Source organism: Klebsiella sp. 141153 (genome assembly GCF_032601995.1).
Classification (GTDB): Bacteria; Pseudomonadota; Gammaproteobacteria; order Enterobacterales; family Enterobacteriaceae; genus Klebsiella; species Klebsiella aerogenes.
Window position 1 is genome coordinate 157,091 of record NZ_JAQIRJ010000009.1, and the last position, 24,074, is coordinate 181,164.

General features: G+C 54.7%; 26 protein-coding genes and 1 other annotated feature. Of the genes, 17 read left to right on the forward strand and 9 right to left on the reverse strand.

What is annotated here, in order from left to right; genetic code table 11:
- Positions 1–32: 32 nt before the first annotated feature.
- A complete protein-coding gene (cls, locus tag PGS10_RS17945; RefSeq protein ID WP_045397543.1) occupies positions 33–1,493 on the reverse strand; it encodes a cardiolipin synthase in 1,461 nt (486 codons plus the stop codon).
- 144 nt (positions 1,494–1,637) lie between these two features.
- Between cls and PGS10_RS17950 the strand changes: the two genes are divergently transcribed.
- Positions 1,638–1,811, forward strand: a complete 174-nt coding sequence (locus PGS10_RS17950; protein WP_086538044.1) for a YciY family protein — start codon at positions 1,638–1,640, stop codon at positions 1,809–1,811.
- 52 nt (positions 1,812–1,863) lie between these two features.
- Here PGS10_RS17950 and PGS10_RS17955 read toward each other — a convergent pair whose 3' ends face one another.
- Positions 1,864–2,160 (reverse strand): YciI family protein, encoded by a 297-nt coding sequence (locus tag PGS10_RS17955; RefSeq protein WP_015367051.1) that lies wholly within the window; start codon positions 2,158–2,160, stop codon positions 1,864–1,866.
- A 210-nt stretch (positions 2,161–2,370) separates the two neighbouring features.
- Between PGS10_RS17955 and tonB the strand changes: the two genes are divergently transcribed.
- Entirely contained in the window at positions 2,371–3,111 is a 741-nt protein-coding gene (gene tonB, locus PGS10_RS17960) for a TonB system transport protein TonB (RefSeq protein ID WP_047078770.1), read from the forward strand.
- A 37-nt stretch (positions 3,112–3,148) separates the two neighbouring features.
- Here tonB and PGS10_RS17965 read toward each other — a convergent pair whose 3' ends face one another.
- The 3 genes from PGS10_RS17965 to pfkB all read right to left on the reverse strand — a co-directional run bounded on the left by PGS10_RS17965 (position 3,149) and on the right by pfkB (position 5,424).
- Positions 3,149–4,015, reverse strand: a complete 867-nt coding sequence (locus tag PGS10_RS17965; RefSeq protein WP_047046724.1) for a fructosamine kinase family protein — start codon at positions 4,013–4,015, stop codon at positions 3,149–3,151.
- A 105-nt stretch (positions 4,016–4,120) separates the two neighbouring features.
- Positions 4,121–4,405: a type V toxin-antitoxin system endoribonuclease antitoxin GhoS gene (gene ghoS / locus PGS10_RS17970; RefSeq protein WP_047050213.1), complete on the reverse strand. Its 285-nt coding sequence runs from the start codon at positions 4,403–4,405 to the stop codon at positions 4,121–4,123.
- Between the two features lie 86 nt (positions 4,406–4,491).
- Entirely contained in the window at positions 4,492–5,424 is a 933-nt protein-coding gene (pfkB, locus tag PGS10_RS17975; protein WP_045397531.1) for a 6-phosphofructokinase II, read from the reverse strand.
- A gap of 357 nt (positions 5,425–5,781) precedes the next feature.
- Between pfkB and PGS10_RS17980 the strand changes: the two genes are divergently transcribed.
- The 9 genes from PGS10_RS17980 to ihfA all read left to right on the forward strand — a co-directional run bounded on the left by PGS10_RS17980 (position 5,782) and on the right by ihfA (position 14,138).
- A complete protein-coding gene (locus PGS10_RS17980) occupies positions 5,782–6,540 on the forward strand; it encodes a DUF481 domain-containing protein (protein ID WP_015705111.1) in 759 nt (252 codons plus the stop codon).
- A gap of 431 nt (positions 6,541–6,971) precedes the next feature.
- The gene (thrS, locus tag PGS10_RS17985) at positions 6,972–8,900 is read left to right on the forward strand and encodes a threonine--tRNA ligase (RefSeq protein ID WP_045397528.1); all 1,929 of its coding nucleotides are present in this window, start codon (positions 6,972–6,974) and stop codon (positions 8,898–8,900) included.
- A gap of 3 nt (positions 8,901–8,903) precedes the next feature.
- Entirely contained in the window at positions 8,904–9,446 is a 543-nt protein-coding gene (infC, locus tag PGS10_RS17990) for a translation initiation factor IF-3 (protein ID WP_004189469.1), read from the forward strand.
- A gap of 90 nt (positions 9,447–9,536) precedes the next feature.
- Complete coding sequence (rpmI, locus tag PGS10_RS17995) at positions 9,537–9,734, forward strand: 50S ribosomal protein L35 (protein WP_001124225.1); 198 nt, start codon at positions 9,537–9,539, stop codon at positions 9,732–9,734.
- Between the two features lie 50 nt (positions 9,735–9,784).
- Positions 9,785–10,141 (forward strand): 50S ribosomal protein L20, encoded by a 357-nt coding sequence (gene rplT, locus PGS10_RS18000; protein ID WP_004102963.1) that lies wholly within the window; start codon positions 9,785–9,787, stop codon positions 10,139–10,141.
- Between the two features lie 118 nt (positions 10,142–10,259).
- Positions 10,260–10,384 (forward strand) — a sequence feature (Phe leader region).
- Positions 10,265–10,309, forward strand: a complete 45-nt coding sequence (gene pheM, locus PGS10_RS18005) for a pheST operon leader peptide PheM (protein WP_001386830.1) — start codon at positions 10,265–10,267, stop codon at positions 10,307–10,309. Its footprint overlaps the feature before it by 45 nt.
- A 63-nt stretch (positions 10,385–10,447) precedes the next feature.
- Positions 10,448–11,431, forward strand: a complete 984-nt coding sequence (gene pheS, locus PGS10_RS18010; protein WP_015367044.1) for a phenylalanine--tRNA ligase subunit alpha — start codon at positions 10,448–10,450, stop codon at positions 11,429–11,431.
- Positions 11,432–11,446: 15 nt separating this feature from the next.
- Positions 11,447–13,834 (forward strand): phenylalanine--tRNA ligase subunit beta, encoded by a 2,388-nt coding sequence (pheT, locus tag PGS10_RS18015; RefSeq protein ID WP_045422920.1) that lies wholly within the window; start codon positions 11,447–11,449, stop codon positions 13,832–13,834.
- Positions 13,835–13,838: 4 nt separating this feature from the next.
- Positions 13,839–14,138, forward strand: coding sequence for an integration host factor subunit alpha (ihfA, locus tag PGS10_RS18020; protein WP_015367042.1), 300 nt, complete (start codon positions 13,839–13,841; stop codon positions 14,136–14,138).
- A gap of 57 nt (positions 14,139–14,195) precedes the next feature.
- Here ihfA and PGS10_RS18025 read toward each other — a convergent pair whose 3' ends face one another.
- Genes PGS10_RS18025 through PGS10_RS18035 form a run of 3 tightly spaced genes read right to left on the reverse strand, consistent with a single transcriptional unit; the run spans position 14,196 to position 16,764 of the window.
- Positions 14,196–14,549, reverse strand: coding sequence for a RidA family protein (locus tag PGS10_RS18025; protein ID WP_072251454.1), 354 nt, complete (start codon positions 14,547–14,549; stop codon positions 14,196–14,198).
- Positions 14,546–15,811 carry a D-amino acid dehydrogenase gene (locus PGS10_RS18030; RefSeq protein WP_323133878.1) on the reverse strand — a complete coding sequence of 422 codons (1,266 nt, stop codon included), beginning with the start codon at positions 15,809–15,811 and terminating at the stop codon, positions 14,546–14,548. The genes PGS10_RS18025 and PGS10_RS18030 overlap by 4 nt, the downstream gene beginning before the upstream one ends.
- 38 nt (positions 15,812–15,849) lie before the next feature.
- Positions 15,850–16,764 (reverse strand): LysR family transcriptional regulator, encoded by a 915-nt coding sequence (locus tag PGS10_RS18035; protein WP_045396052.1) that lies wholly within the window; start codon positions 16,762–16,764, stop codon positions 15,850–15,852.
- A gap of 277 nt (positions 16,765–17,041) precedes the next feature.
- Between PGS10_RS18035 and PGS10_RS18040 the strand changes: the two genes are divergently transcribed.
- Both PGS10_RS18040 and btuC read left to right on the forward strand, forming a co-directional pair.
- Complete coding sequence (locus PGS10_RS18040; RefSeq protein ID WP_045396055.1) at positions 17,042–18,475, forward strand: gluconate:proton symporter; 1,434 nt, start codon at positions 17,042–17,044, stop codon at positions 18,473–18,475.
- Between the two features lie 127 nt (positions 18,476–18,602).
- On the forward strand, positions 18,603–19,589 hold the full coding sequence (btuC, locus tag PGS10_RS18045) for a vitamin B12 ABC transporter permease BtuC (protein WP_045362716.1): 987 nt from the start codon (positions 18,603–18,605) through the stop codon (positions 19,587–19,589).
- Positions 19,590–19,625: 36 nt separating this feature from the next.
- Here btuC and PGS10_RS18050 read toward each other — a convergent pair whose 3' ends face one another.
- Entirely contained in the window at positions 19,626–20,426 is an 801-nt protein-coding gene (locus tag PGS10_RS18050; RefSeq protein WP_045362713.1) for a MetQ/NlpA family ABC transporter substrate-binding protein, read from the reverse strand.
- A gap of 231 nt (positions 20,427–20,657) precedes the next feature.
- Here PGS10_RS18050 and PGS10_RS18055 point away from each other — a divergent pair, with 231 nt between their 5' ends.
- From PGS10_RS18055 to selO, 4 genes are all read left to right on the forward strand, one after another.
- A complete protein-coding gene (locus PGS10_RS18055) occupies positions 20,658–21,209 on the forward strand; it encodes a glutathione peroxidase (RefSeq protein WP_316423312.1) in 552 nt (183 codons plus the stop codon).
- On the forward strand, positions 21,209–21,958 hold the full coding sequence (btuD, locus tag PGS10_RS18060) for a vitamin B12 ABC transporter ATP-binding protein BtuD (protein WP_316423313.1): 750 nt from the start codon (positions 21,209–21,211) through the stop codon (positions 21,956–21,958). Before PGS10_RS18055 ends, btuD begins: the two co-directional genes overlap by 1 nt.
- A gap of 81 nt (positions 21,959–22,039) precedes the next feature.
- Positions 22,040–22,504 carry an NlpC/P60 family protein gene (locus PGS10_RS18065; protein WP_045396070.1) on the forward strand — a complete coding sequence of 155 codons (465 nt, stop codon included), beginning with the start codon at positions 22,040–22,042 and terminating at the stop codon, positions 22,502–22,504.
- 113 nt (positions 22,505–22,617) lie between these two features.
- Complete coding sequence (selO, locus tag PGS10_RS18070) at positions 22,618–24,060, forward strand: protein adenylyltransferase SelO (RefSeq protein ID WP_316423314.1); 1,443 nt, start codon at positions 22,618–22,620, stop codon at positions 24,058–24,060.
- Positions 24,061–24,074: the final 14 nt, after the last annotated feature.

Consider the following 24,074-nt stretch of genomic DNA (forward strand, 5'->3'; position numbering starts at 1 on the left):
TTGCTACCCGCTAAGCATCTGATGGGCACGTTTTACAGCAACGGGCTGAAGAAGTAAAACAGTCGCTCTGCGATCCGCTGCCATAGCGGACGTTTGGCCCACAGTTTTGCATCCAGCAGGCGCGATCGGGAGATGTAATCGTCCTGTACCGCCGCCAGGTCTCCGCCGAAGCCCACGTCGTCGATCGCCAGCGTGATCTCGAAATTAAGCCACAGGCTGCGCATATCGAGATTAACGGTACCGACCAGGCTCAATTCGCCATCCACCAGCACGCTTTTGGTATGTAGCAGACCGCCTTCGAATTGGTAAATTTTCACGCCAGCGGCAAGCAGTTCGGTGAAGAAGGCGCGACTGGCCCAGCCTACCAGCAAGGAGTCGTTTTTACGCGGCATGATAATACTCACCTCGACACCGCGTTGGGCGGCGGTACAGATGGCGTGCAGCAGGTCATCGCTGGGGACGAAGTAGGGGGTGGTCATGATCAGATGTTCTTTCGCCGCATAGGCTGCGGTTAACAACGCCTGATGAATCAAATCTTCCGGGAAGCCGGGACCAGAAGCAATGGTATGGATGGTATGGCCATTGGCTTCCTCAAACGGCATGATGTTGACGTCCGGCGGCGGCGGCAAAATTCGCTTGCCGGTCTCAATTTCCCAGTCGCAGGAGTAGACGATACCCATCGCCGTCGCTACCGGACCTTCCATTCGCGCCATCAGATCGACCCATTGGCCGACGCCGGAATCCTGTTTGAAGTAGCGCGGGTCAACCATATTCATGCTACCGGTGTAGGCAATATAGTTGTCAATCATCACCATTTTACGGTGCTGACGCAGATCCATACGGCGTAAAAATACACGCATTAGATTCACTTTTAGCGCTTCGACCACCTCGATACCGGCGTTACGCATCATTGCCGCCCACGGGCTGCGGAAAAAGGCGACGCTACCGGCCGAATCGAGCATCAGCCGGCAATGCACGCCGCGTCGTGCGGCTGCCATCAGCGATTCCGCCACCTGGTCGGCCATCCCGCCGGGCTGCCAGATGTAGAACACCATTTCGATGTTATGCCGCGCCAGCTGGATGTCTCGAATCAGCGCCTGCATGACATCATCAGATTCGGTCAGCAGCTGTAGCTGGTTACCTTTTACGCCAGCGATCCCCTGGCGACGTTCGCACAGTTTGAACAGTGATTCGGCAACCGGGCTATTTTCTTCAGCAAAAATATGTTTGCAGCTTTTCAGGTCCGTTAGCCATTTGGCGGTGGAGGGCCACATGGCGCGAGCGCGCTCGGCTCGACGCTTACCAAGATGCAGTTCGCCGAAAGAGAGGTAAGCGATAATTCCCACCAGCGGCAGGATGTAAATAATCAGTAACCATGCCATGGCGGAAGGCACTGCGCGACGTTTCATTAGAATGCGTAATGTAACGCCGGCAATCAGTAGCCAGTAACCAAGAATGACCAGCCAGTTTACGACCGTGTAAAAGGTTGTCATAGATGAAAAATCCTTTTGAATAGCCCGATGCCATGAGTTTACGCATCATCATCCATCTGGCAAATAAAAACGCAGCGAAAGCGATGGTCAGACAGATTCATCGGTTTATAATGAGGGCTGTTTTTCACTCGTAGAGTAGTAGCAATGAAGCGTAGTAGAACGGAAGTAGGGCGCTGGCGCATGCTTAGACAAGTAAGTCGCCGTAAATCGCGCTGGCTGGAAGCCCAATCTCGCCGCAACATGCGGATTCTTTCAATCAGGAAGTGCCTGGTCAAACGGCAGCGTCATGCTTTGCTGTTCACCTTCTCTGAATTCTGAGAGTTAAAACGAAAGGCACCGCTTGCGGTGCCTCTGTGTTTTAAGTGGGTGATTAAAATACTTTTTTGTAAGGTTTCACCGAGACGTGCTGATAGACGCCTGCGGCGATATAGGGGTCATCGTTGGCCCAGGACTGCGCCGCTTCCAGCGATTCAAATTCTGCGATAACCGTTGAGCCGCTAAATCCTGCCGCGCCAGGTTCATTGCTATCTACCGCGGGCATCGGGCCTGCGGTCAGTAAACGGCCTTCATCATGTAATAGTTGTAGGCGCGCCAGATGGGCAGGGCGCACCGCCTGGCGTTTTTCCAGAGAATCGGCGATATCTTCTGCGTAGATGACGTAAAGCACGGCAAGGCTCCTTAATCAAAAAATAGGCAAATCACGTGACGTGAAAGCGTTATGAGCAGCAATGTAAGATGCGCACGCCTTTAGCATGCCACGGCACGCCGGTTTTTTTCCACAAAACGAGGCAAAATTTGATGCAGGATAACACGTCTTATTGAATATGATTGCTATTTGCATTTAAAATCAGGGCATCATTTTTCAACAGAAACGACTATGAGCGCAATGACCCTTGATTTACCTCGCCGCTTTCCGTGGCCAACGCTGCTGTCCGTGGCTATCCACGGTGCCGTTGTGGCGGGGTTGCTTTATACCTCGGTACATCAGGTTATTGAAAAGCCTTCGCCTTCACAGCCAATCGAAATAACGATGGTAGCGCCGGCGGATTTAGAGCCTCCACAGGCGGCGCAGCCGGTCGTTGAACCCGTTGTTGAACCGGAGCCGGAGCCGGAACCTGAAGTGGTGCCTGAGCCGCCAAAAGAGGCGCCAGTGGTAATCCACAAACCGGAGCCGAAGCCCAAACCTAAGCCGAAACCAAAGCCTAAGCCAGAGAAAAAGGTCGAGCCGAAACGTGAGGTGAAACCCGCTGAGTCGCGTCCGGTCTCGCCGTTTGAGAATAACAATACGGCGCCTGCGCGTACCGCCCCGAGTACGACGGCGGCAACGGCAAAACCGATGACCACCGCGCCAAGCGGTCCTAAAGCGTTGAAACGCGGCGACCCTTCTTACCCGCAACGTGCGCAGGCGCTACGTATTGAAGGTGACGTGAGCGTGAAATTTGATGTTACTGCCGATGGTCGCGTGGAGAACATCCAGATAGTCTCTGCTAAGCCGGCCAATATGTTTGAGCGTGATGTCAAAACAGCGATGCGTAAATGGCGCTACGAGCCTGGCAGACCGGGTACTGGCCTGACGATGAACATCCAATTCCGCTTAAATGGCGTGAAAATGGATTAATCCTGCTGATGAAAAAGGCCCCTTTGAGGGCCTTTTGTTACGCTTCTTGCAGGGCTTCATCGAGCGCTTTTTGCGCGGTAACCAGGTGTTGGCCGCCGAACAGAATCGCCCGATTAAGTAAGGTATATAGCTGGTAAATCGGTTGTCGTTCAAGGAAGCCAGCAGGCAGCGGCGAGACCGACTGGTAACCGTCATAAATCTGCGGCGGCTGTTCCGGATGAAGTGGCAGCATAGCCAAATCGCATTCGCGATCGCCCCAATAACACGCCGGATCGAAAATATACGGGCCATTGGGCCCCAGCGCGCAGTTCCCTGACCACAAGTCGCCATGTAATAAAGAAGGCTGCGGCTGATGGTTGCTGAGCCGCCGCTGTACGGTGTCGACAATGCTGTCGATATCGCCGAAGTGCAGCCCTTTTTCCGCCGCTAGCTCCAGCTGCCAGCCAATGCGTTGTTCAGCGAAAAACGTTGACCAGCGGCGCTGCCAGGCATTCGGCTGCGGGGTCGTCGACAGATCGTTGTCAAAATCAAGGCCAAACTGCGGCTGATCGCTCCACTGATGTAAATGGGCTATTTGCTGACCGAGAAGAAACGCGTTATGCGCATCCAGCGGGCGCGGCGGTAAATATTCCATCACCAGAAAGCTGTAATCCCGATCGCTGCCGACGGCGAAGACCTGCGGAACGCTAACGGTTTTACAGCGCGAGAGCAGCTCCAGCTGATCGGCCTCCGCGGTAAAAATGGGGAGCAGCTCGCGTTCATCGCATTTGACGAAATAATCTTTCCCGCCAAAACGTAAATGCCAGGCGGCATGGATTTCTCCGCCGGGTAGCTCGTTGCGCAGTTCGATTTCAGCGCCGTCAGTGTGCTGCTCGCTTAACAAATTGCTAATAGCTTGCCACATGCTGTCTCTCCCCATGTTTTCCACCATATCATAAGGTTAGCGTATAAACTGGCCGTAAAGTTCGAGCTAACGCACAACTGGCGCCTTCCGCGATGGTAATCGCACTTATTGAGCTTTTAACCATTCGCTAAATGTGGTGATGGCGATATCTGCCGGTCTGCCTAAGGCAGTTTCCGCAAGACCTGCGCTTAAAGCCCGGACGTCGTCGGCGCTCTGCGCGCTCAGCAGGCCAAATGTGTTGGTGCCTAATTCATGAGTTTTGCCATCATCATCGTTGAGCGTCAGGACAAAACCTGCGCGGATGAAATGATTGCTGAGCTCATTTATCTCGGTCAGCGCCTGTTCCTGAAATTTAACGGTGATCACGTGCGCGGTAATATCGTTGCTCATTTTTCACTCTGTTGTTATGCATGGAATTTCTAGCATAGACCATGATGGCGAATTGACCCCCTTCACCGGAGCGAAGGGGGGCGAGGCTAGCGGCCGCACAGGTAATCGTAGATTTTCTGCGTATTGGCTAAGGAACAGAGACGGGTGCCGTGGTTAATCGTGGCGGCGCTACCGGCGGCGACGCCAAAGCGGACCATATCTTCCAGCGAGGCGTGCTCGGCGAGACGCAATGTCATCGCGCCGACCATACTGTCGCCGGCGCCGACGGTGCTTTGGCTTTTCATCGGCGGCGGCACCACCTGTACGCTACCGTTGGAATCAACCCCCAGCGCCCCCTGCGGGCCCAGCGAAACCACTACCCGGCGTACTTTTCCGGAGCGGATGAGCTCCAGCGCGGCATTGCGCACATCGTCCGGCTGGCTGAGGTCGCGCTGTACCAGCGCGCTGAGTTCTTTCTGGTTAGGTTTGACCAGTTCGATATTGCCAACGTCCAGCGCGGCGGCCAGCGCATCGCCAGAGCTGTCGATGATGCAACGCAGCCCGTGTTGCTGGGCATTTTTTACCAGTTGAGTCAGATGCCCGACGCTGATACCGGGCGGCAGACTGCCGCTGATAACCAGCAGAGAACCGGGCTCAATCGCCAGCACTTTCTCTTCCAGGCGGCGGAATTCATCTTCGGTTAGCGCCGCGCCGGGCATGACAAAGCGATATTGTTCGCCGCTGGCATCGACATGCACATGTAAGTTTTGCCGCGTCCAGTCGCGGGTTTCTACTGTTTCGACCGGGACCTGCTCGTCAGCCATCAGGGCTGAAAGATGCTCGCCGGTGGCGCCCCCAACCGGAAAAATCGCCGTCGCTTTACCGCCCAGAAAAGTAATCGCCCGGGCGACGTTGATGCCGCCGCCGCCGGGTTCGAAAACCGGAGCGCTACAGCGTAATTTGCCTTCGGGGTAAATTTGCGGCGTCAGCGTTGCGCTGTCGAGTGATGGGGCTAGCGTGAGCGTATAAATTTTGGTCATCCTGTTCCTCCTTAATACGAATAAAGCTGCTTTTTTAAGCATGGCACCGAAATGGAGTGAGGGGAAGCGGGGCGGGCGGCGGATTTACAAAGATGTCTGTGTTTTTATCTTTATGAAATAAAGATTGTTTTGGGAACCGTCTTATTCAAAAAACGAAATAGCAACTGATTGCTAAGTTATTCGTGCTTTTTTATAATCAAGCGCCTTTCTTAAGACTCGCATTCAGCGCGCCTCGCGAAAGTTTCCGGGACCTGTCGGGTCTCCTTAAATGTTGTACGGACTCTAAATTCAATGAAGGGATCTCTGGTCCATTCATCATTTGTACTGTCCTGAAGATATGTATTTTAGAGAGTTATAATGAAGCTTTTGAAGACAGTACCCGCAGCGGCATTGCTGGCGGGGGGGCTTTTTGCGTCTGTAAACGCACTGGCCGATGATTCCGTTTTTACCGTCATGGATGACCCTTCCACTGCTAAGAAACCTTTCGAAGGTGCTGTGAATGCGGGTTATCTCGCTCAGTCCGGCAACACGAAAAGCTCCTCAATGACCGCTGACTCAACGCTGACCTGGTACGGCGATACCACGGCCTGGTCACTGTGGGGCAACGCGAGCAACACGTCCTCTAACGATCAACGCTCTTCGGAAAAATATGCCGTTGGCGGTCGTAGTCGTTATAACCTGACCGATATGAACTACGTATTTGGTCAGGCCAGTTGGCTGACCGACCGCTACAACGGTTATCAACAGCGCGACGTCCTGACCGCCGGTTATGGTCGCCAGATCCTCAACGGCCCGGTTCACAGCCTGCGTTTTGAATTTGGTCCGGGCGTGCGTTATGACGAATATACCGATGGCGATAACGAAACTCAGCCGCTGGGTTACGCGTCCGGAACCTGGGCGTGGCAGATGACCGACAACGCTAAATTTACGCAAGGTGTTTCGGTATTCGGGGCTGAAGACACGACGCTGAATTCGGAAAGTGCATTAAACGTGGCCATCAACGCCCACTTTGCGCTACGCGTCGCCTATAACCTGACGTGGAACTCGCAGCCGCCGGCCTCGGCGCCTGAGCATACCGACCGCCGCACCACCTTGTCGCTCGGTTATAAAATGTAATTTTTCAGGCCGGGCAGCCGGCCTGATTCCTGTTGTTTCCTGCCGGGTATGAATACTCACTATAACGGATGATTTTTTCATTCGTTTTTTAGCGGTGGGGGGATTTATTTATGTATGCAGGTAATTTATCGATTAATTAACCGCGTGGTATGAGCGGGAATTGCTGCGATTAATTGTCAGCGCCCCTTGCTATTTAAAAGAAGAATAACCATTTAGTTATTGCGACTTTAATCGCGCACTAATGATGTGTACACTAACACCCGGTGTTATCAACGAGCGGCTGCAGGTGAGGGCGGTTCAATAGATAGACGGGCGTACTCATATTTTCGCAGAGTGAAGCGGGAGCTGAGCCACAACTCGTTGATAATTATGATTATATTGTTTTGTATGTGCTCTTTCGTGTGGGGCACCACTGCAAATAAGGACATAAAATGCCTGTAATTACGCTTCCTGATGGCAGCCAACGCCATTTCGACCACGCAGTTAGCCCGATGGATGTTGCTCTGGATATTGGTCCAGGCCTGGCGAAAGCCACCATCGCCGGACGTGTTAACGGTGAGCTGGTTGATGCCTGCGACCCGATCGAAAATGATTCCACGCTTTCTATTATCACCGCAAAAGATGAAGACGGTCTGGAGATCATTCGTCACTCCTGCGCGCACCTGTTAGGTCATGCGATCAAGCAGCTGTGGCCGAACACTAAAATGGCCATTGGCCCGGTTGTCGACAACGGTTTTTACTATGATGTCGATCTGGACCACACCCTGACTCAGGAAGACATCGACGCGCTCGAAAAACGTATGCACGAGCTCGCCGAGAAAAACTACGATGTCATCAAGAAGAAAGTCAGCTGGCACGAAGCGCGTGAAACCTTCGTGAAGCGCGGCGAAACCTATAAAGTTTCCATTCTTGACGAAAACATCGGCCATGATGACAAGCCAGGCTTGTATCATCACGAAGAATATATCGATATGTGCCGTGGCCCGCACGTACCGAATATGCGTTTCTGCCATCACTTCAAACTGATGAAAACCGCTGGCGCGTACTGGCGTGGCGACAGCAACAATAAAATGTTGCAGCGTATCTACGGTACCGCGTGGGCAGATAAAAAAGCGCTGAACGCCTACCTGCAGCGTCTGGAAGAGGCCGCTAAGCGTGACCACCGTAAAATCGGGAAACAGCTAGACCTGTATCATATGCAGGAAGAAGCGCCGGGTATGGTGTTCTGGCACAATGACGGCTGGACCATCTTCCGTGAACTGGAAACTTTCGTTCGCTCGAAGCTGAAAGAGTATCAGTATCAGGAAGTCAAAGGCCCGTTCATGATGGACCGTGTGCTGTGGGAAAAAACCGGCCACTGGGACAACTACAAAGATGCGATGTTCACCACCTCTTCCGAGAACCGTGAATACTGCATTAAGCCGATGAACTGCCCGGGTCACGTGCAGATCTTCAACCAGGGGTTGAAATCTTACCGCGATCTGCCGCTGCGTATGGCTGAATTCGGTAGCTGCCACCGTAATGAGCCGTCGGGCGCGCTGCATGGTCTGATGCGCGTTCGCGGCTTTACTCAGGATGATGCGCATATCTTCTGTACTGAAGATCAGGTTCGCGATGAAGTGAACGCCTGTATTCGTATGGTTTATGATATGTACAGCACCTTTGGCTTCGAGAAAATCGTCGTCAAGCTGTCTACTCGCCCGGAAAAACGTATCGGTAGCGACGAGACCTGGGATCGCGCGGAAGCGGATCTGGCGGTGGCGCTGGAAGAAAACAACATCCCATTTGAATATCAACTGGGCGAAGGGGCGTTCTACGGCCCGAAAATTGAATTTACCCTGTATGACTGCCTCGATCGTGCATGGCAGTGCGGTACTGTACAGCTGGACTTCTCCCTGCCGCAGCGTTTAAGCGCCTCTTATGTTGGCGAAAACAACGAGCGTCAGGTACCGGTAATGATTCACCGCGCGATTCTCGGCTCGCTGGAGCGCTTCATCGGCATCCTGACCGAAGAGTTCGCTGGCTTCTTCCCAACCTGGCTTGCGCCAGTGCAGGTAGTGGTCATGAATATTACTGATTCTCAGTCTGAATACGTTAACGAATTGACGCGTAAACTACAAAATGCGGGCATTCGCGTAAAAGCGGACTTGAGAAATGAGAAGATTGGCTTTAAAATCCGCGAGCACACTTTACGTCGTGTCCCGTATATGTTGGTCTGTGGCGACAAAGAAGTCGAAGCCGGCAAAGTGGCCGTGCGTACCCGTCGCGGTAAAGACCTCGGCAGCATGGACGTAAATGAAGTGATCGAGAAGCTGCAACAAGAGATTCGCAGCCGCAGTCTTCAACAACTGGAGGAATAAGGTATTAAAGGCGGAAAACGAGTTCAAACGGCACGTCCGAATCGTATTAATGGCGAGATTCGCGCCCAGGAAGTTCGCTTAACTGGTCTGGAAGGTGAGCAGCTGGGTATTGTGAGTCTGAGAGAAGCTATCGAAAAGGCTGAAGAGGCTGGAGTAGATTTAGTTGAAATCAGCCCTAACGCCGAACCGCCAGTTTGTCGTATCATGGACTACGGCAAGTTCCTTTATGAAAAGAGTAAGTCTTCTAAGGAACAGAAGAAGAAGCAGAAAGTTATCCAGGTTAAGGAAATTAAATTCCGCCCTGGTACTGATGAAGGTGACTATCAGGTAAAACTCCGCAGCCTGATTCGCTTTCTCGAAGATGGCGATAAGGCCAAGATCACGCTGCGTTTCCGCGGTCGTGAGATGGCCCACCAGCAGATCGGTATGGAAGTGCTTAATCGCGTGAAAGACGATCTGGTTGAACTGGCAGTAGTCGAATCCTTCCCAACGAAGATCGAAGGCCGCCAGATGATCATGGTGCTCGCTCCGAAGAAGAAACAGTAAGGCCATCAAGTAACATTCCGGTGGGCTTCGGCTCACTGGCTTGTTCGCCTTTGTTTCGTTTATTAACAATGCGAAGTGGAAGTTATTAAAATGCCAAAAATTAAGACCGTACGCGGTGCTGCAAAGCGCTTCAAAAAAACCGGTAAAGGTGGTTTTAAGCACAAGCACGCTAACCTGCGTCACATTCTGACCAAAAAAGCTACCAAGCGTAAACGTCACCTGCGTCCGAAAGCCATGGTTTCCAAAGGCGATCTGGGCCTGGTAATCGCGTGCCTGCCGTACGCATAAGTCGTTAACCCTTTTAACTTTTTAATTAGAATAGATACAGGAGAGCACATATGGCTCGCGTAAAACGTGGTGTAGTTGCCCGTGCACGTCACAAGAAAATTTTGAAACAAGCTAAAGGTTACTACGGTGCGCGTTCTCGCGTATACCGCGTTGCCTTCCAGGCTGTTATCAAAGCTGGTCAGTACGCTTATCGTGACCGTCGTCAGAAAAAGCGTCAGTTCCGCCAACTGTGGATTGCGCGTATCAACGCAGCAGCACGTCAGAACGGTATTTCTTACAGCAAATTCATCAACGGCCTGAAAAAAGCCTCTGTTGAAATCGACCGTAAGATCCTGGCTGACATCGCCGTATTCGACAAATTAGCGTTCACCGCTCTGGTCGAAAAAGCGAAAGCAGCTCTGGCATAAGCCAGTTGAAAGAGGGAGCTTGTCTCCCTCTTTTCGTTTCAACACTATCAATACATTGACTTTTATCCGTGCAGGCTTTTCAATACAGGTCTGACATTTCTTACCAGACAAGGTAATGCAAGCATGAATGCTGCTATTTTCCGCTTCTTTTTTTACTTTAGCACCTGAACTCAGGAGGCTAGCGCGTGAAAGAAGAAACGGAAAACAGCGCCAGAAAGCCTCCCCTGTGGAGGCTTTTTTCGTATATAGATTCGGGATATTTATTTCACTAAAACCGGTGTCTGCACCGACATAATGAGGAAAACCATGTCACATCTCGCAGAGCTGGTTGCCAGTGCCAAGGCAGCCATTAACGAGGCATCAGATGTTGCCGCGCTGGACAACGTCCGCGTTGAATATCTGGGTAAAAAAGGGCATCTGACCCTGCAAATGACCACCCTGCGTGAGTTGCCGCCGGAAGAGCGTCCGGCAGCGGGTGCGGTCATTAACGAAGCGAAAGAGCAGGTGCAGCAGGCGCTGAACGCGCGTAAGGCTGAACTGGAAGGCGCCGCGCTCAATGCCCGTCTGGCCGCAGAGACCATCGACGTCTCGCTGCCGGGTCGCCGCATCGAAAATGGTGGTTTACATCCGGTTACCCGCACCATCGATCGTATCGAAAACTTCTTCGGCGAACTCGGCTTCACCGTGGCGACTGGCCCGGAAATCGAAGATGATTATCATAACTTCGATGCGCTGAACATTCCGGGTCACCATCCGGCGCGCGCTGACCACGATACCTTCTGGTTCGATGCGACCCGTCTGCTGCGTACTCAGACTTCTGGCGTACAGATCCGCACCATGGAAAACCAGCAGCCGCCAATTCGTATTATCGCGCCGGGCCGCGTCTATCGTAACGATTACGATCAGACCCACACCCCGATGTTCCATCAGATGGAAGGTCTGATTGTCGATAAGAACATCAGCTTCACCAATCTGAAGGGTACCCTGCACGATTTCCTGAATAACTTCTTCGAAGAAGATCTGCAGGTACGATTCCGTCCGTCCTACTTCCCGTTCACCGAACCGTCTGCAGAAGTTGACGTTATGGGTAAAAACGGTAAATGGCTGGAAGTACTGGGCTGCGGCATGGTGCACCCGAACGTTCTGCGTAACGTCGGCATCGATCCGGAAGTTTACTCCGGCTTCGCCTTCGGCATGGGCATGGAGCGTCTGACCATGCTGCGTTATGGCGTGACCGATTTGCGCGCATTCTTCGAAAACGATCTGCGTTTCCTCAAACAGTTTAAATAAGGGCAGGACAGAACAATGAAATTCAGTGAACTGTGGTTACGCGAATGGGTTAACCCGGCGATCGACAGCGAAGCGCTGTCCGATCAGATTACCATGGCGGGCCTGGAAGTTGACGGCGTTGAGCCGGTTGCCGGTAGCTTCAACGGCGTGGTCGTCGGTGAAGTGGTCGAGTGCGGCCAGCATCCGAATGCTGACAAACTGCGCGTTACTAAAGTCAATGTCGGCGGCGAGCGTCTGCTGGATATCGTCTGCGGCGCGCCAAACTGCCGTCAGGGGCTGAAGGTGGCCGTCGCGACCATTGGCGCCGTACTGCCGGGCGATTTTAAAATTAAAGCGGCGAAACTGCGCGGCGAACCGTCGGAAGGGATGCTGTGCTCTTTCTCCGAGCTGGGTATTTCCGACGACCATAGCGGTATCATCGAACTGCCGGCCGATGCGCCGATCGGTACCGATATTCGCGAATACCTCAAGCTTGACGATAACACCATTGAAATCAGCGTTACGCCAAACCGCGCCGACTGCCTGGGTATCATCGGCGTGGCGCGCGATGTCGCTGTGCTGAACAAAGCGCCGTTGAACGCGCCGGAAATCACTCCGGTTGCCGCCACCATCGATGACGTGCTGCCGATTCAGGTTGACGCGCCGCAGGCGTGCCCGCGCTATCTGGGACGCGTGGTGAAAGGCATCAACGTCAAAGCGCCAACCCCGCTGTGGATGAAAGAGAAACTGCGTCGCTGCGGTATCCGCTCCATCGATGCGGTGGTTGATGTGACCAACTACGTGCTGCTTGAGCTGGGCCAGCCGATGCACGCCTTTGACCGCGACCGCATTGACGGCGGTATCGTGGTGCGGATGGCGAAAGAGGGCGAAACGCTGGTGCTGCTGGACGGCTCTGAAGCTAAGCTCGACAGCGATACGCTGGTCATTGCTGACCATAATAAAGCGCTGGCGATGGGCGGTATCTTCGGCGGCGAACATTCCGGCGTTAACGACGAAACCCAGAACGTGCTGCTGGAATGCGCGTTCTTCAGCCCGCTGTCTATCACCGGCCGCGCGCGCCGTCATGGCCTGCACACCGATGCATCCCACCGCTACGAGCGCGGCGTCGATCCGGCCCTGCAGTATAAAGCGCTGGAGCGTGCGACCCGTCTGCTGATCGACCTGTGCGGCGGTGAAGCCGGTCCGATTATCGATGTGACCAACGAAGAGACGCTGCCAAAACGCGCCACCATCACCCTGCGCCGCAGCAAGCTGGATCGCCTGATTGGCCATCATATTGATGACGCGCAGGTGAGCGATATTCTGCAGCGCCTGGGTTGCGAAGTGACCGTTGGTCAGGACGAGTGGCAGGCCGTTGCGCCAAGCTGGCGTTTCGATATGGAGATCGAAGAAGACCTGGTTGAAGAAGTGGCCCGTGTCTACGGCTACAACAACATTCCTGACGAGCCGGTACAGGCGGGTCTGATCATGGGTACTCACCGTGAAGCGGACCTGTCGCTGAAGCGCGTGAAAACGCTGCTGAACGACAAAGGTTATCAGGAAGTCATTACCTACAGCTTTGTTGACCCGAAAGTACAGCAGCTAATCCATGCCGGTGAAGAAGCGCTGATTCTGCCAAGCCCGATCTCCAGTGAAATGTCGGCGATGCGCCTGTCGCTGTGGACCGGTCTGTTGGGCACCGTCGTCTACAACCAGAACCGCCAACAGAGCCGCGTACGCATCTTTGAGAGCGGTCTGCGCTTCGTGCCGGATACGCAGGCGCCGCTGGGCATTCGTCAGGATGTGATGCTGGCCGGGGTGATTAGCGGTAACCGCTACGAAGAGCACTGGAACCTGGCAAAAGAAACCGTCGATTTCTATGATTTGAAAGGCGATCTGGAATCCGTTCTTGACCTGACCGGTAAATTAGCCGATATCGAATTCCGCGCAGAAGCGGCTACCGCACTGCATCCGGGACAATCCGCGGCGATTTATCTGAAAGGTGAACGCATTGGTTTCATTGGGGTTGTTCATCCGGAACTGGAACGTAAACTGGATCTCAACGGCCGCACTCTGGTGTTTGAAATTGAGTGGAACAAGCTTGCAGACCGCGTGGTGCCTCAGGCGCGCGAAATTTCCCGCTTCCCGGCGAACCGTCGCGATATCGCGGTACTGGTCGCGGAAAACGTCCCTGCAGCCGATGTTTTGGCCGAATGTAAGAAAGTTGGCGTAAATCAGGTAGTTGGCGTAAACTTATTTGACGTGTACCGTGGTAAGGGTGTGGCGGAAGGCTTTAAGAGCCTTGCGATTAGCCTGATCCTTCAGGATACCAGCCGTACACTCGAAGAAGAGGAGATTGCCGCTACCGTTGCCAAATGTGTAGAGGCATTAAGAGAGCGATTCCAGGCATCATTGAGGGATTGAACCTATGGCGCTTACAAAAGCTGAAATGTCAGAATATCTGTTTGATAAGCTTGGGCTTAGCAAGCGGGATGCCAAAGAACTGGTAGAGTTGTTTTTCGAAGAGATCCGTCGTGCTCTGGAAAACGGAGAACAGGTAAAACTCTCCGGGTTTGGCAACTTCGATTTGCGTGATAAGAACCAACGCCCGGGACGTAACCCGAAAACGGGGGAAGATATTCCCATTACAGCCCGGCGTGTGGTGACCTTCAGACCCGGACAGAAGTTAAAAAGCCGTGTCGAAAACGCTTCACCCAGAGAGAAATAATCTGGACTGACTAATTAAAAAGGCCGCTATGCGGCCTTTTTTCTTACCTAATTTATCTTACGCTTTTACGGCGGTGACCATGATCTCCACCAGAATATCTGGCCGCGCCATCTCGGCCTGAACGGCTGCCCGCGCCGGGCTATGGCCTTCCGGCATCCACTTCACCCAGACCTCATTAAACGCCGCAAAATCGCGTGAGATATCTTTAAGCCAGATTTGTGCGGAAAGGATGTGCTGCTTGTCGCTATCGGCCGCGGCCAGCAGGGCGTCGATCTTCTCCAGTACTTCGCGGGTTTGCAGCGCAATATCATCAGTGCTGCTTTTCGGCGTTTGGCCGGAGAGGAACACCAGATTGCCATATTCGACGCTGGCGGAAAGTCGGGGTTGCGGATTATTACGAATAATTGTCATGCGGATTGTTTCCATGTCAGACCATCTAAAGAAATTGCCGGCGCTTCGCCGTCGAGGAGCGCTCCCAGCACCACGGCGCTGCCGGCCGCGAGCGTAAAACCAAGGCTACCCTGGCCGAGATTCATCCACAGATTCTGGTATCCGGCGCGCCCCAGCATCGGTGGGCCCGCGGGCGTCGACGGACGCATACCGGTCCAGGCCTCGGCCTCATCCAGCCCCTGCAGATCGGGAAAGCTGCTAGCGACGATTTTCTTCAGCGCCTGAACGCGGCTATCACGTAGTTCATCCCCGTCGTAGCCGATATCCACCATCGCCGCGATACGCAACTGTTCTCCCAGGCGGGCGTAAACGATTTTATGTCCGTAGTCGGTCACGCTGATATCCGGCGCGATCCCGGCCTCTTTAGGGTAGGGAAGGGTCAGGCTGTATCCCTTGAGTGCGCATAGCGGCACGCGCACGCCCAGATGACCCAGCAGCGGGCCGCTACCGTTTCCGGCGGCGACGACATAATCATCGCCGGTTATCGTACCGCGGCTGGTCTCAAGCGAACTGATGCGCCCGTCGCGTTTATTGAGCTTGAGCACCTCGCAGTGGGTGAGCAGGCTGAAGTTGCTGCTGGCATTGAGTTTGTCGAGCAGGGCGAGACAGAATTTATGGCAGTCTGCCGTTTCATCTCCCGGTGAATAAATCCCGCCCTGTAGCGAATGGCTGATGTGTTTCAGCGCCGGTTCCAGCTGCAGGCAGGCCTCGGCGCTTAGCGCATGCTGGTACTGCGGATTCATTCCTTTCGCCGCTTTATGAAAGTCATATTCCCGGCGATGGATAATAAGTTTGCCGCTACGCCGCCAGTGAAAATCGGCAAGATTATCTTCATCAAGCCACGACTGCATGACCTGACGACTGAGCAGGGATAAGCGCAAAATATGATCGCCGTTAATTTTGTTGCTTTGGCTATTGCAGGCACGCAGAAACTGCAACAGCCAGCGCCACTGCTGGAAAGACATTTGCAGGCGCATATTCAGCGGCGAATCGGCTTTGCCCATCCATTTAATTCCCTGCAGGGGGACGCCGCGGTCGGCAAGCGGCGCGACGTAGCGGTAGCTTAGCTGCCCGCCGTTGGCAAAGCTGGTGGCGCTGCCCGGCTCGGCGTTGCGCTCCAGCAGTTGAACCTGGTGTCCGCTCTTAATTAATACCCAGGCGGTGGCCAGTCCCACCACGCCGCCGCCGATAATCACAATGCGTTTTTTCATAACCTGATATATCCACCGCTGATAAATATCTTGCGGTTATGTCAAAGCATTTACCCTTGCGGCGCAATTGACTTTTTATGGTCAGGGTATAACTGCAGGTTAATTTCTTTGAGCTGTTGACGCAGCTGTCGACACAGAAAATCGACAAATTTCTGCGTGATTGGGCTGAGCGAAACATCGGCGCGACGCAGCAGGCAAAGGTTAATTTTCATCGGCGGCGTAATGGGGTGAATCATTTCCGGCGACAGATTATGCCGCGCCGAGAAAATATCGGTAATGCTGCAGCCGATGCCGCGCTTCACGAACTCGGTGGCCATGTAATAGGTCTGCACGTTAAGCCGGGTGGTGGAAAAGTCACGGCGAGTGGCGATGGCGGCAGAGAGCGAATGCGGCCCCGGCGAGATCCAGCGCTGCTGATCGATCTCCTTGATGTCCACCGCGCCTTGCCGGTAGTCGCGGTCGATATAGACCAGCGGCACTTCGGCAATCAGGGTGGTGATGATCTCCCCCTGCTGGACCGGCTGCAGCGTCAGCGCTAAATCTATTTCGCGTAGATCCAATTTCTTGACCAACGTCTCAGTATGCTCGGTGGTTAAGGTCATCACCAGATTACTGTTTTGCTGATAAAAATCGGTCACCAGCTCTGGCACCAGGCTTAATCCGAGGCTTGGTAAACAGCCTAAGGCGATCTTGGCGCGCGGGTCGCGGGCCAGATTATCGGCCAGCAGGCGCAGGTTATCGAGATCCTGATAAATGCTCTGCGCCTTTTCAAAAAGTGTGAGCGCTTCGCTACTCGGCAGCAGCTTGCCTCGTACCCGCTGAAACAGCTTAAAGCCGAGCTTAAGCTCGGCGTTTTTTAACGCTTTACTGGCGGCCGGCTGGGAGATATTCAGCGATTCCGCCGCGCGTGAGAGAGAGCCGCAAGTCATCACGGCGTAGAAGATTTCCAGATGGCGCAGTTTCATGAACAGTTAACTCAGGGTTATAGCTTGCCGATAAAAAGTCATTTTCTACTAACACTAAATTAACATAAATTTAATCGCCAATCAGCGCTTCGGTTACATATTGCGCTGCTGGTACCGTCTTCAGGCGGTCTTTTACGTTCTCAGAACCATTCCCTTTGTACCCTGCAAACCCTCAGGCCATGAAGCCAATAATGATAACGAGGGGGGATATTTTCTGAGCAGGCCCGAATACGCCAACCTGCAATTGTGGTCGGTTTTAATGGCTTTAAGGAGTTATATGAGTGACTCAACGCTCGCTGGCAATACCCTCGCCAGACGAAATATCACGAGAAAAAACGTTGTTATTGGCCTGTTATTGGTGCTTTTTGTGTTAACCGCGTGGTGGTGCCATGGCCGCCCGAGCAGTGAACTCGGCCTGTTGGGCTTTACGCCATTAGTGGCGTTAGCGGTGCTGTCGCTGGTCGGCGTCGATATTGTGTTGGCGGTGATTTCTTCGATTATCATCGCCATGATTATGACCTCGACCGGGTTGCCGGAAATGGGCACCATGCTGGCGAAATCCACCGGTTCGTTTATTGCCACCGTCGGGTTAATTATTATGCTCGGCGCCGGCGTGGGTGAAGTCGCCACCCGTACCGGCGCCGCGGTTGAGTTAGTGAAATTTGTGGTTCACCGCATCGGCCTTTCCAGCCAGACGCGGGTGAAGTTCGGCATCGTTGTATCTTCGATTTTAATCTGCGGCTCGCTGGGCACAATGGCCGGTGGTAACGCGATTATCGTCGCGGTGATCATCCCGGTGGCGGCTGCGGTACGCTTAACGCCGCCGACGGTGGCTGCGCTGATGATGACCGCCGGTTCGGTGGGGTTGTTTACCGGGCCGTTTACGCCCAGTACCGTCACCATCCTGAGCCTCGGCGGATTGAGCTATCCTGATTATCTGCTGTACGTTGGCCTGCCGATGAGCGCAGTCACGTTATTGGCCGGCTGGGTGATGGCGGGGCGGATCCAGAAGATGACCGAAGGTAAACTGCGCTATGAAGTCGATCTCACGGAGAAGCCAACAGAAGCACTGAGCGCCGCGCAGCTGCGTCGGCGTAAGCTTAGCGCGCTGGCTTTCGCGGCAACGATTATTGTAATGGCGGTCATTGGCGTGGTGATCAAAGCCGGATTCAGCTTTGCGATTATCGTGATGCTGCTGGTGGCCCTGATTACCGGGCTGGTGGGCGGCCTGCGCCCGACGCAGATCCTGCAGGCGCTGTACCACGGTTGTGGCCGTCTGGTGTGGATGTTTATTCTCTACTGGCTGTATAACCCGATCCTGGAGCTGATGGATGGCCTTCATGCCTATCAGGGGCTGCTCGACTATACCCAGCCGCTGCTGGAAGGCATTTCGCCTGCCTGGCTGTGCTTTTGCATCTTCGCTTTCAATATTATTGGTCACGTACCGGGGGCGGCGGTGGCGCAGATGACCTTCACCCACAAAATTTTCGGCCCGATGCTGATGGCCGCCGGCGTACCGCCGCAGGGAACCACTGCGGTGCTGCTGGCCTCTTCGCAGGTCGACTGGTTTGGCCCATTCCCCTCTTCGGATATGTTCGGTCAGATGGGGCTGGCGCAGTCTACCCATCTGAAATACATGCTGTATAACGGCTGGGCGATTGTGGTGGCGAATATCATTCTCTTCGCGCTACTGTTCCAGATACTGGTGTAACTTCCGTTTTCACGCAGGCGTCCTGGCGAGCACTGACGTCTGCGTGAAGATTGCTCTGCGTTTTTCCTTTTCTCCCCGCCATCGCCACCGTAAAATCAATCACCTCGCTCACTTGCCTCCGGGACTTATGCAGACCTTCGTCGATATTCAACAGCGCCATAACCGTCGTTGGCTAACCGCCTTAACGCTGATTCTGCTCGTCACATTGACTATTAGCCTGTGCGCCGGTGACCAATGGATCCCGCCGCAGGAGTGGTTTAGCGCCAAAGGCGAGCTGTTTATCTGGCAAATCCGCCTGCCGCGCACGCTGGCGGTGCTATTAGTGGGGGCGGCGCTGGCGCTTTCCGGGTCGATCATGCAGGCGCTGTTTGAAAACCCGTTGGCGGAGCCGGGTCTGCTGGGCGTTTCTAACGGTGCGGGCGTTGGGCTGATTGCCGCCGTGCTGTTAGGCCACGGCGTGTTACCCATGTGGGCGCTGGGGCTGTGCGCCATTGCCGGCGCGCTGCTGATTACCTTTATTCTGCTCCGTTTCGCCCGGCGCCACCTGTCCACCAGCCGTCTGCTGCTGGCGGGCGTGGCGCTCGGCATTATTTGTAGCGCGTTGATGACCTGGGCGGTCTATTTCTCAACCTCTTTTGACCTGCGCCAGCTGATGTACTGGATGATGGGGGGTTTTGGCGGCGTCGACTGGCAGCAGCTGTGGCTGATGCTGGCGCTAATACCGGTGCTGCTGTGGGTATGCTGGCAGTCGCAGCCGCTGAACCTACTGGCGTTGGGCGAAGTCTCGGCGCGTCAGCTCGGCCTGCCGCTGTGGTTATGGCGAAAACTACTGGTGGTGGCCACCGGCTGGCTGGTCGGCGTCAGCGTGGCGCTGGCGGGGGCGATTGGCTTTATTGGTCTGGTGATCCCGCATATTTTGCGCCTGTGCGGCCTGAGCGATCATCGGGTGCTGCTTCCCGCCTGCCTGTTAGCTGGCGCCAGCGCGCTGCTCGGCGCCGATATCATCGCCCGTCTGGCGTTATCGGCGGCGGAATTACCGATCGGCGTGGTGACGGCGACGCTGGGGGCGCCGGTGTTCATCTGGTTGCTGCTGCGTTCGGGGCGACGGGGGTAGGGAGACGCCGTCATAGTGGACGGCGTCGGGTGACGATTACCAGCCTTTGATGGCATCGCCTTTATAGACTTCCTGCGCTTTATCGGCGACTTCCCTGGTCTGGAAGGCCTCTTTCAGCTCCTGAATTTTCTTGCTGTCTTTATTATCCTCGCGCGAGACGATCGCATTCACATAAGGTGAATCCGGGCCTTCCATAAACAGGCCATCGCGGGCGGCGGATAAACCGACCTGCGCCGAGAAATTAGTGTTGATGATGGCAAGCGTAACGTTCGGATCGTCGAGCGTGCGGGTCAGCTGCGGAGTATCGACTTCAACAATCTTCAGATGCTTCGGATTATCGATGATATCCAGCGTGGTGGGCAGATAGCCGACGCCATCTTTCAGCTTGATTAATCCTTGTGCCTGTAACAGCAGCAGGCTGCGGCCGAGGGTGGTGGTTTCGTTAGAGATAGAGACGGTCGCGCCGTCAGGCAGTTCGCTGATATTTTTGATTTTGCGCGAATAGGCGGCAATCGGGAAGACGAACGTTTTACCGACGATAGCGAATTTATAGCCGCGCTCTTTCGACTGCGCCTCGAGATAGGGCAGCGTCTGGAAGGCGTTAGCATCGACATCTTTATTATTTAACGCTTCATTCGGCAACACGTAATCATTGAAAGAGATAACTTCAACGTCAAGGTTATATTTGTCTTTTGCTACCTGCTCCACGACTTTCCAGATAGCTTCATCCGGGCCGGTATTGATCGCGACTTTAACCTTATTGTTATCGTCCGGAGAGCAGGCGGATAACAGCGCCACCGATGTGGCGATTAACACCGAGCTTAATAACTTCTTCATCTCTAAAAACTCTCATAAATTAACAAGTAACGAAACACTATTACATACTTTTCACACTGTACACTGATTTGTCCGCTGCGGATATTGAGAGGAATTCATGTTGTCGTCGGCAAGCGCAGCGCTGTCACATCAAGCGACATTTGCCCGCGAATCAAAGTAGAATCAAGCGCGTTGAATCCGCTACAGTAGATAGGGATCTCCTTAACCTGCATTATTGACTGAGGGAAGGCTATGCAACACGACATTCTTAATACCGAAGTGACGACCATCGATGGCGAAAAAACCACCCTGGCGGCGTACGCCGGAAAGGTGCTGCTGATCGTCAACGTGGCCTCAAAATGCGGCCTCACGCCGCAGTATGAGCAACTGGAAGCGCTGCAAGAAGAGTTTGCCCCGCAGGGATTTAGCGTCCTTGGCTTCCCTTGTAACCAGTTTCTCGGCCAGGAGCCGGGCAGCGAAGAAGAGATTAAAACGTTCTGCAGCGTGACCTACGGCGTCACCTTCCCGCTGTTCAGTAAAATTGACGTCAACGGCGAAGATCGCGCGCCGCTGTATCAAAAATTGATTGCCGCCGCGCCGAAGGCCGTCGCGCCGGAAGGGAGCGGTTTTTATGAGCGGATGGCCAGTAAAGGCCGCGCGCCGCTGTACGTTGACGATATCCTGTGGAACTTTGAAAAATTCCTCGTGGGCCGCGATGGTCAGGTGATTCAGCGTTTCTCGCCGGATATGACGCCGGACGACCCGCAACTGCTGGCTGCGGTAAAAGGAGCGCTAGCGCAATAATGCCGTTTTTGATGCAGCTACAGGATGTAGCGGAAGCGGGGCGGCTGTCGCCGTTTACCGCTGACGTTCGGCCCGGAGAGATAGTCCATCTGGTAGGGCCGAACGGCGCGGGCAAAAGTACCCTGCTGGCGCGGATGGCCGGGCTGACCGCCGGCCCTGGTCTGATTACGCTTAACCAGCGGGCGCTGGAACAGTGGCCCGCGGCGGAACTTGCCCGCCATCGCGCCTATTTGAATCAGCAGCAGCTCCCGCCCTTTGCGATGCCGGTCTGGCACTATCTGTCATTACATATGCAAGACAGCGCCCCGCAGGAGTTGCTCAACGAGATAGCCGGGCAACTGGGGTTAAGCGATAAGCTGGGGCGCCAGGTCAACCAGATCTCCGGCGGCGAGTGGCAGCGGGTGCGTCTGGCGGCGGTGATCCTGCAGATTCACCGCCGCGCGAATCCTGCCGGGCAGCTGTTATTGTTAGATGAACCGATGAACAGCCTCGATGTCGCGCAGCAGGCGGCGCTGGATAGCGTGCTGGCGTCGCTGAGCGCGCTGGGGATCGCTATCGTGATGAGCAGCCACGATCTCAACCATACGCTGCGTCATGCGCAGAGGGCGTGGCTCATTTGTGAGGGGCGGATGATTTCCTGCGGGGAAACGTATGAGGTGTTAAGTGAAGAGAATTTGACCGCCGCTTATCATATCGCGTTTCAGCGGGTGGAAGTCGCTGGTCATCTAATGCTCGTGGCGTCACAGTAGCGGTTAAGGATCTTGCCTGTAAGCCGCTAAACAGGCTAAATTATTTCAATAACAGGACAGGGAACAGAGGAATCGTCTGAGATGCGTGTGTGGTTCATTTTTATTGCGGCGATGGTGCTGGCAGGCTGTAGCAGCCACCGGGCGCCGCCGCCGAATCCACGGCTGGCTGATTCCATTACCGTGGTAGCGAATCTCAATGAGCAATTGCGTAACTGGCGTGGGGCGCCGTACCGCTATGGCGGCATGACGCCGCGCGGCGTCGACTGCTCTGGCTTTGTGGTACGCACGTTCCGCGATAAATTCGCCATGCAGCTGCCGCGGGAAACTCGTGAGCAGGCGGAAATCGGCACCCGCATTGATAAAAGCGATCTGTTGCCCGGCGATCTGGTGTTCTTCAAAACCGGCTCCGGCGAAAGCGGCCTGCACGTCGGTATCTATGATACCGACAATCAATTTATTCACGCCTCCACCAGCCAGGGCGTTACCCGCTCGTCGCTGGACAACGTCTACTGGAACAAGAAATTCTGGCAGGCGAGGCGCATTTAACCCGCATTCGGCGAAAAAAGGGAGCGATGGCTCCCTTTTTTAATTGCCATAACCCTGCAGTTCGCCCGTGTTAATCCCCTGTTTAAGGCACTACACTGGCGGCAGGAGGAACCATGACCCTGTCTTTTACTACTCACTGGCGCGATCGGCTGCCGGGTTTTTACACATCGCTGGCGCCCACGCCGCTGGATAACGCGCGTCTCATCTGGCGCAACACCGCTTTAGCGCAAACGCTGGGCGTCCCGGAGACGTTATTTAAACCGCAACATGGGGCGGGCGTCTGGGGCGGCGAAGCGTTGCTGCCGGGAATGTCGCCGCTGGCGCAGGTCTATAGCGGCCATCAGTTCGGCGCCTGGGCCGGCCAGCTTGGCGATGGACGCGGCATTTTGCTTGGCGAGCAGCAGTTGCCGAATGGTCAACGTTTTGACTGGCATCTTAAAGGCGCGGGTTTGACGCCCTATTCGAGAATGGGCGATGGCCGGGCGGTATTGCGCTCGACTATCCGCGAAAGCCTTGCCAGTGAAGCAATGCATGCGCTGGGCATTCCCACTACCCGCGCGCTGGCGATGGTGACCAGCGACACGCCGGTTTACCGCGAACGCGAAGAACGCGGCACGATGCTGATGCGTATCGCCGAAAGCCACGTACGCTTTGGCCATTTCGAACATTTTTATTATCGTCGCGAAGCGGAAAAAGTGCAGCAGCTGGCAGATTATGTGATTGACCACCACTGGCCGCAGCTGCAGCAGGAGGCGGAAAAGTATATTCTCTGGTTCCGTGACGTTGTCACGCGCACCGCGGAGATGATAGCCAGTTGGCAGACCGTTGGCTTTGCCCACGGGGTGATGAATACCGATAATATGTCGATTCTTGGCCTGACCATGGATTATGGTCCGTATGGTTTCCTCGATGATTTCCAGCCCGGGTTTATCTGTAACCACTCTGATTACCAGGGGCGCTACAGCTTTGATAACCAACCGGCGGTAGGGTTGTGGAACCTGCAGCGTCTGGCCCAGTCGCTCTCGCCGTTTATCAGCGCCGACTCGCTGAACGCGGTGCTGGATGACTATCAGCATGCCTTATTGACCGCCTACGGCCGCCGCATGCGCGACAAACTCGGCTTCTATACTCAGCAAACCGGCGATAACACACTGCTTGATGGACTGTTCAGCCTGATGGAGCGTGAAGGGAGTGACTACACCCGTACCTTCCGGATGCTGAGCCAAAGCGAGCAGCACAGCGCGGCATCGCCGCTGCGCGATGAATTTATCGACCGCGCGGCGTTTGATAGCTGGTTTGCCGACTACCGGGCGCGGCTGCGCGATGAACAGATCGACGATAGCGAACGCCAGCAGCGGATGCAGGGCGTCAACCCGGCGGTGGTGCTACGTAACTGGCTGGCGCAGCGGGCGATAGAACAGGCCGAAGCTGGCGATATGCGCGAGCTGGAACGTCTGCATGAAGCCCTCGCGCAGCCGTTCGCCGATCGTACTGATGATTACGCCAGCCGCCCGCCTGATTGGGGAAAACATCTGGAAGTGAGCTGCTCCAGCTAACCGTAAAGCCTCGC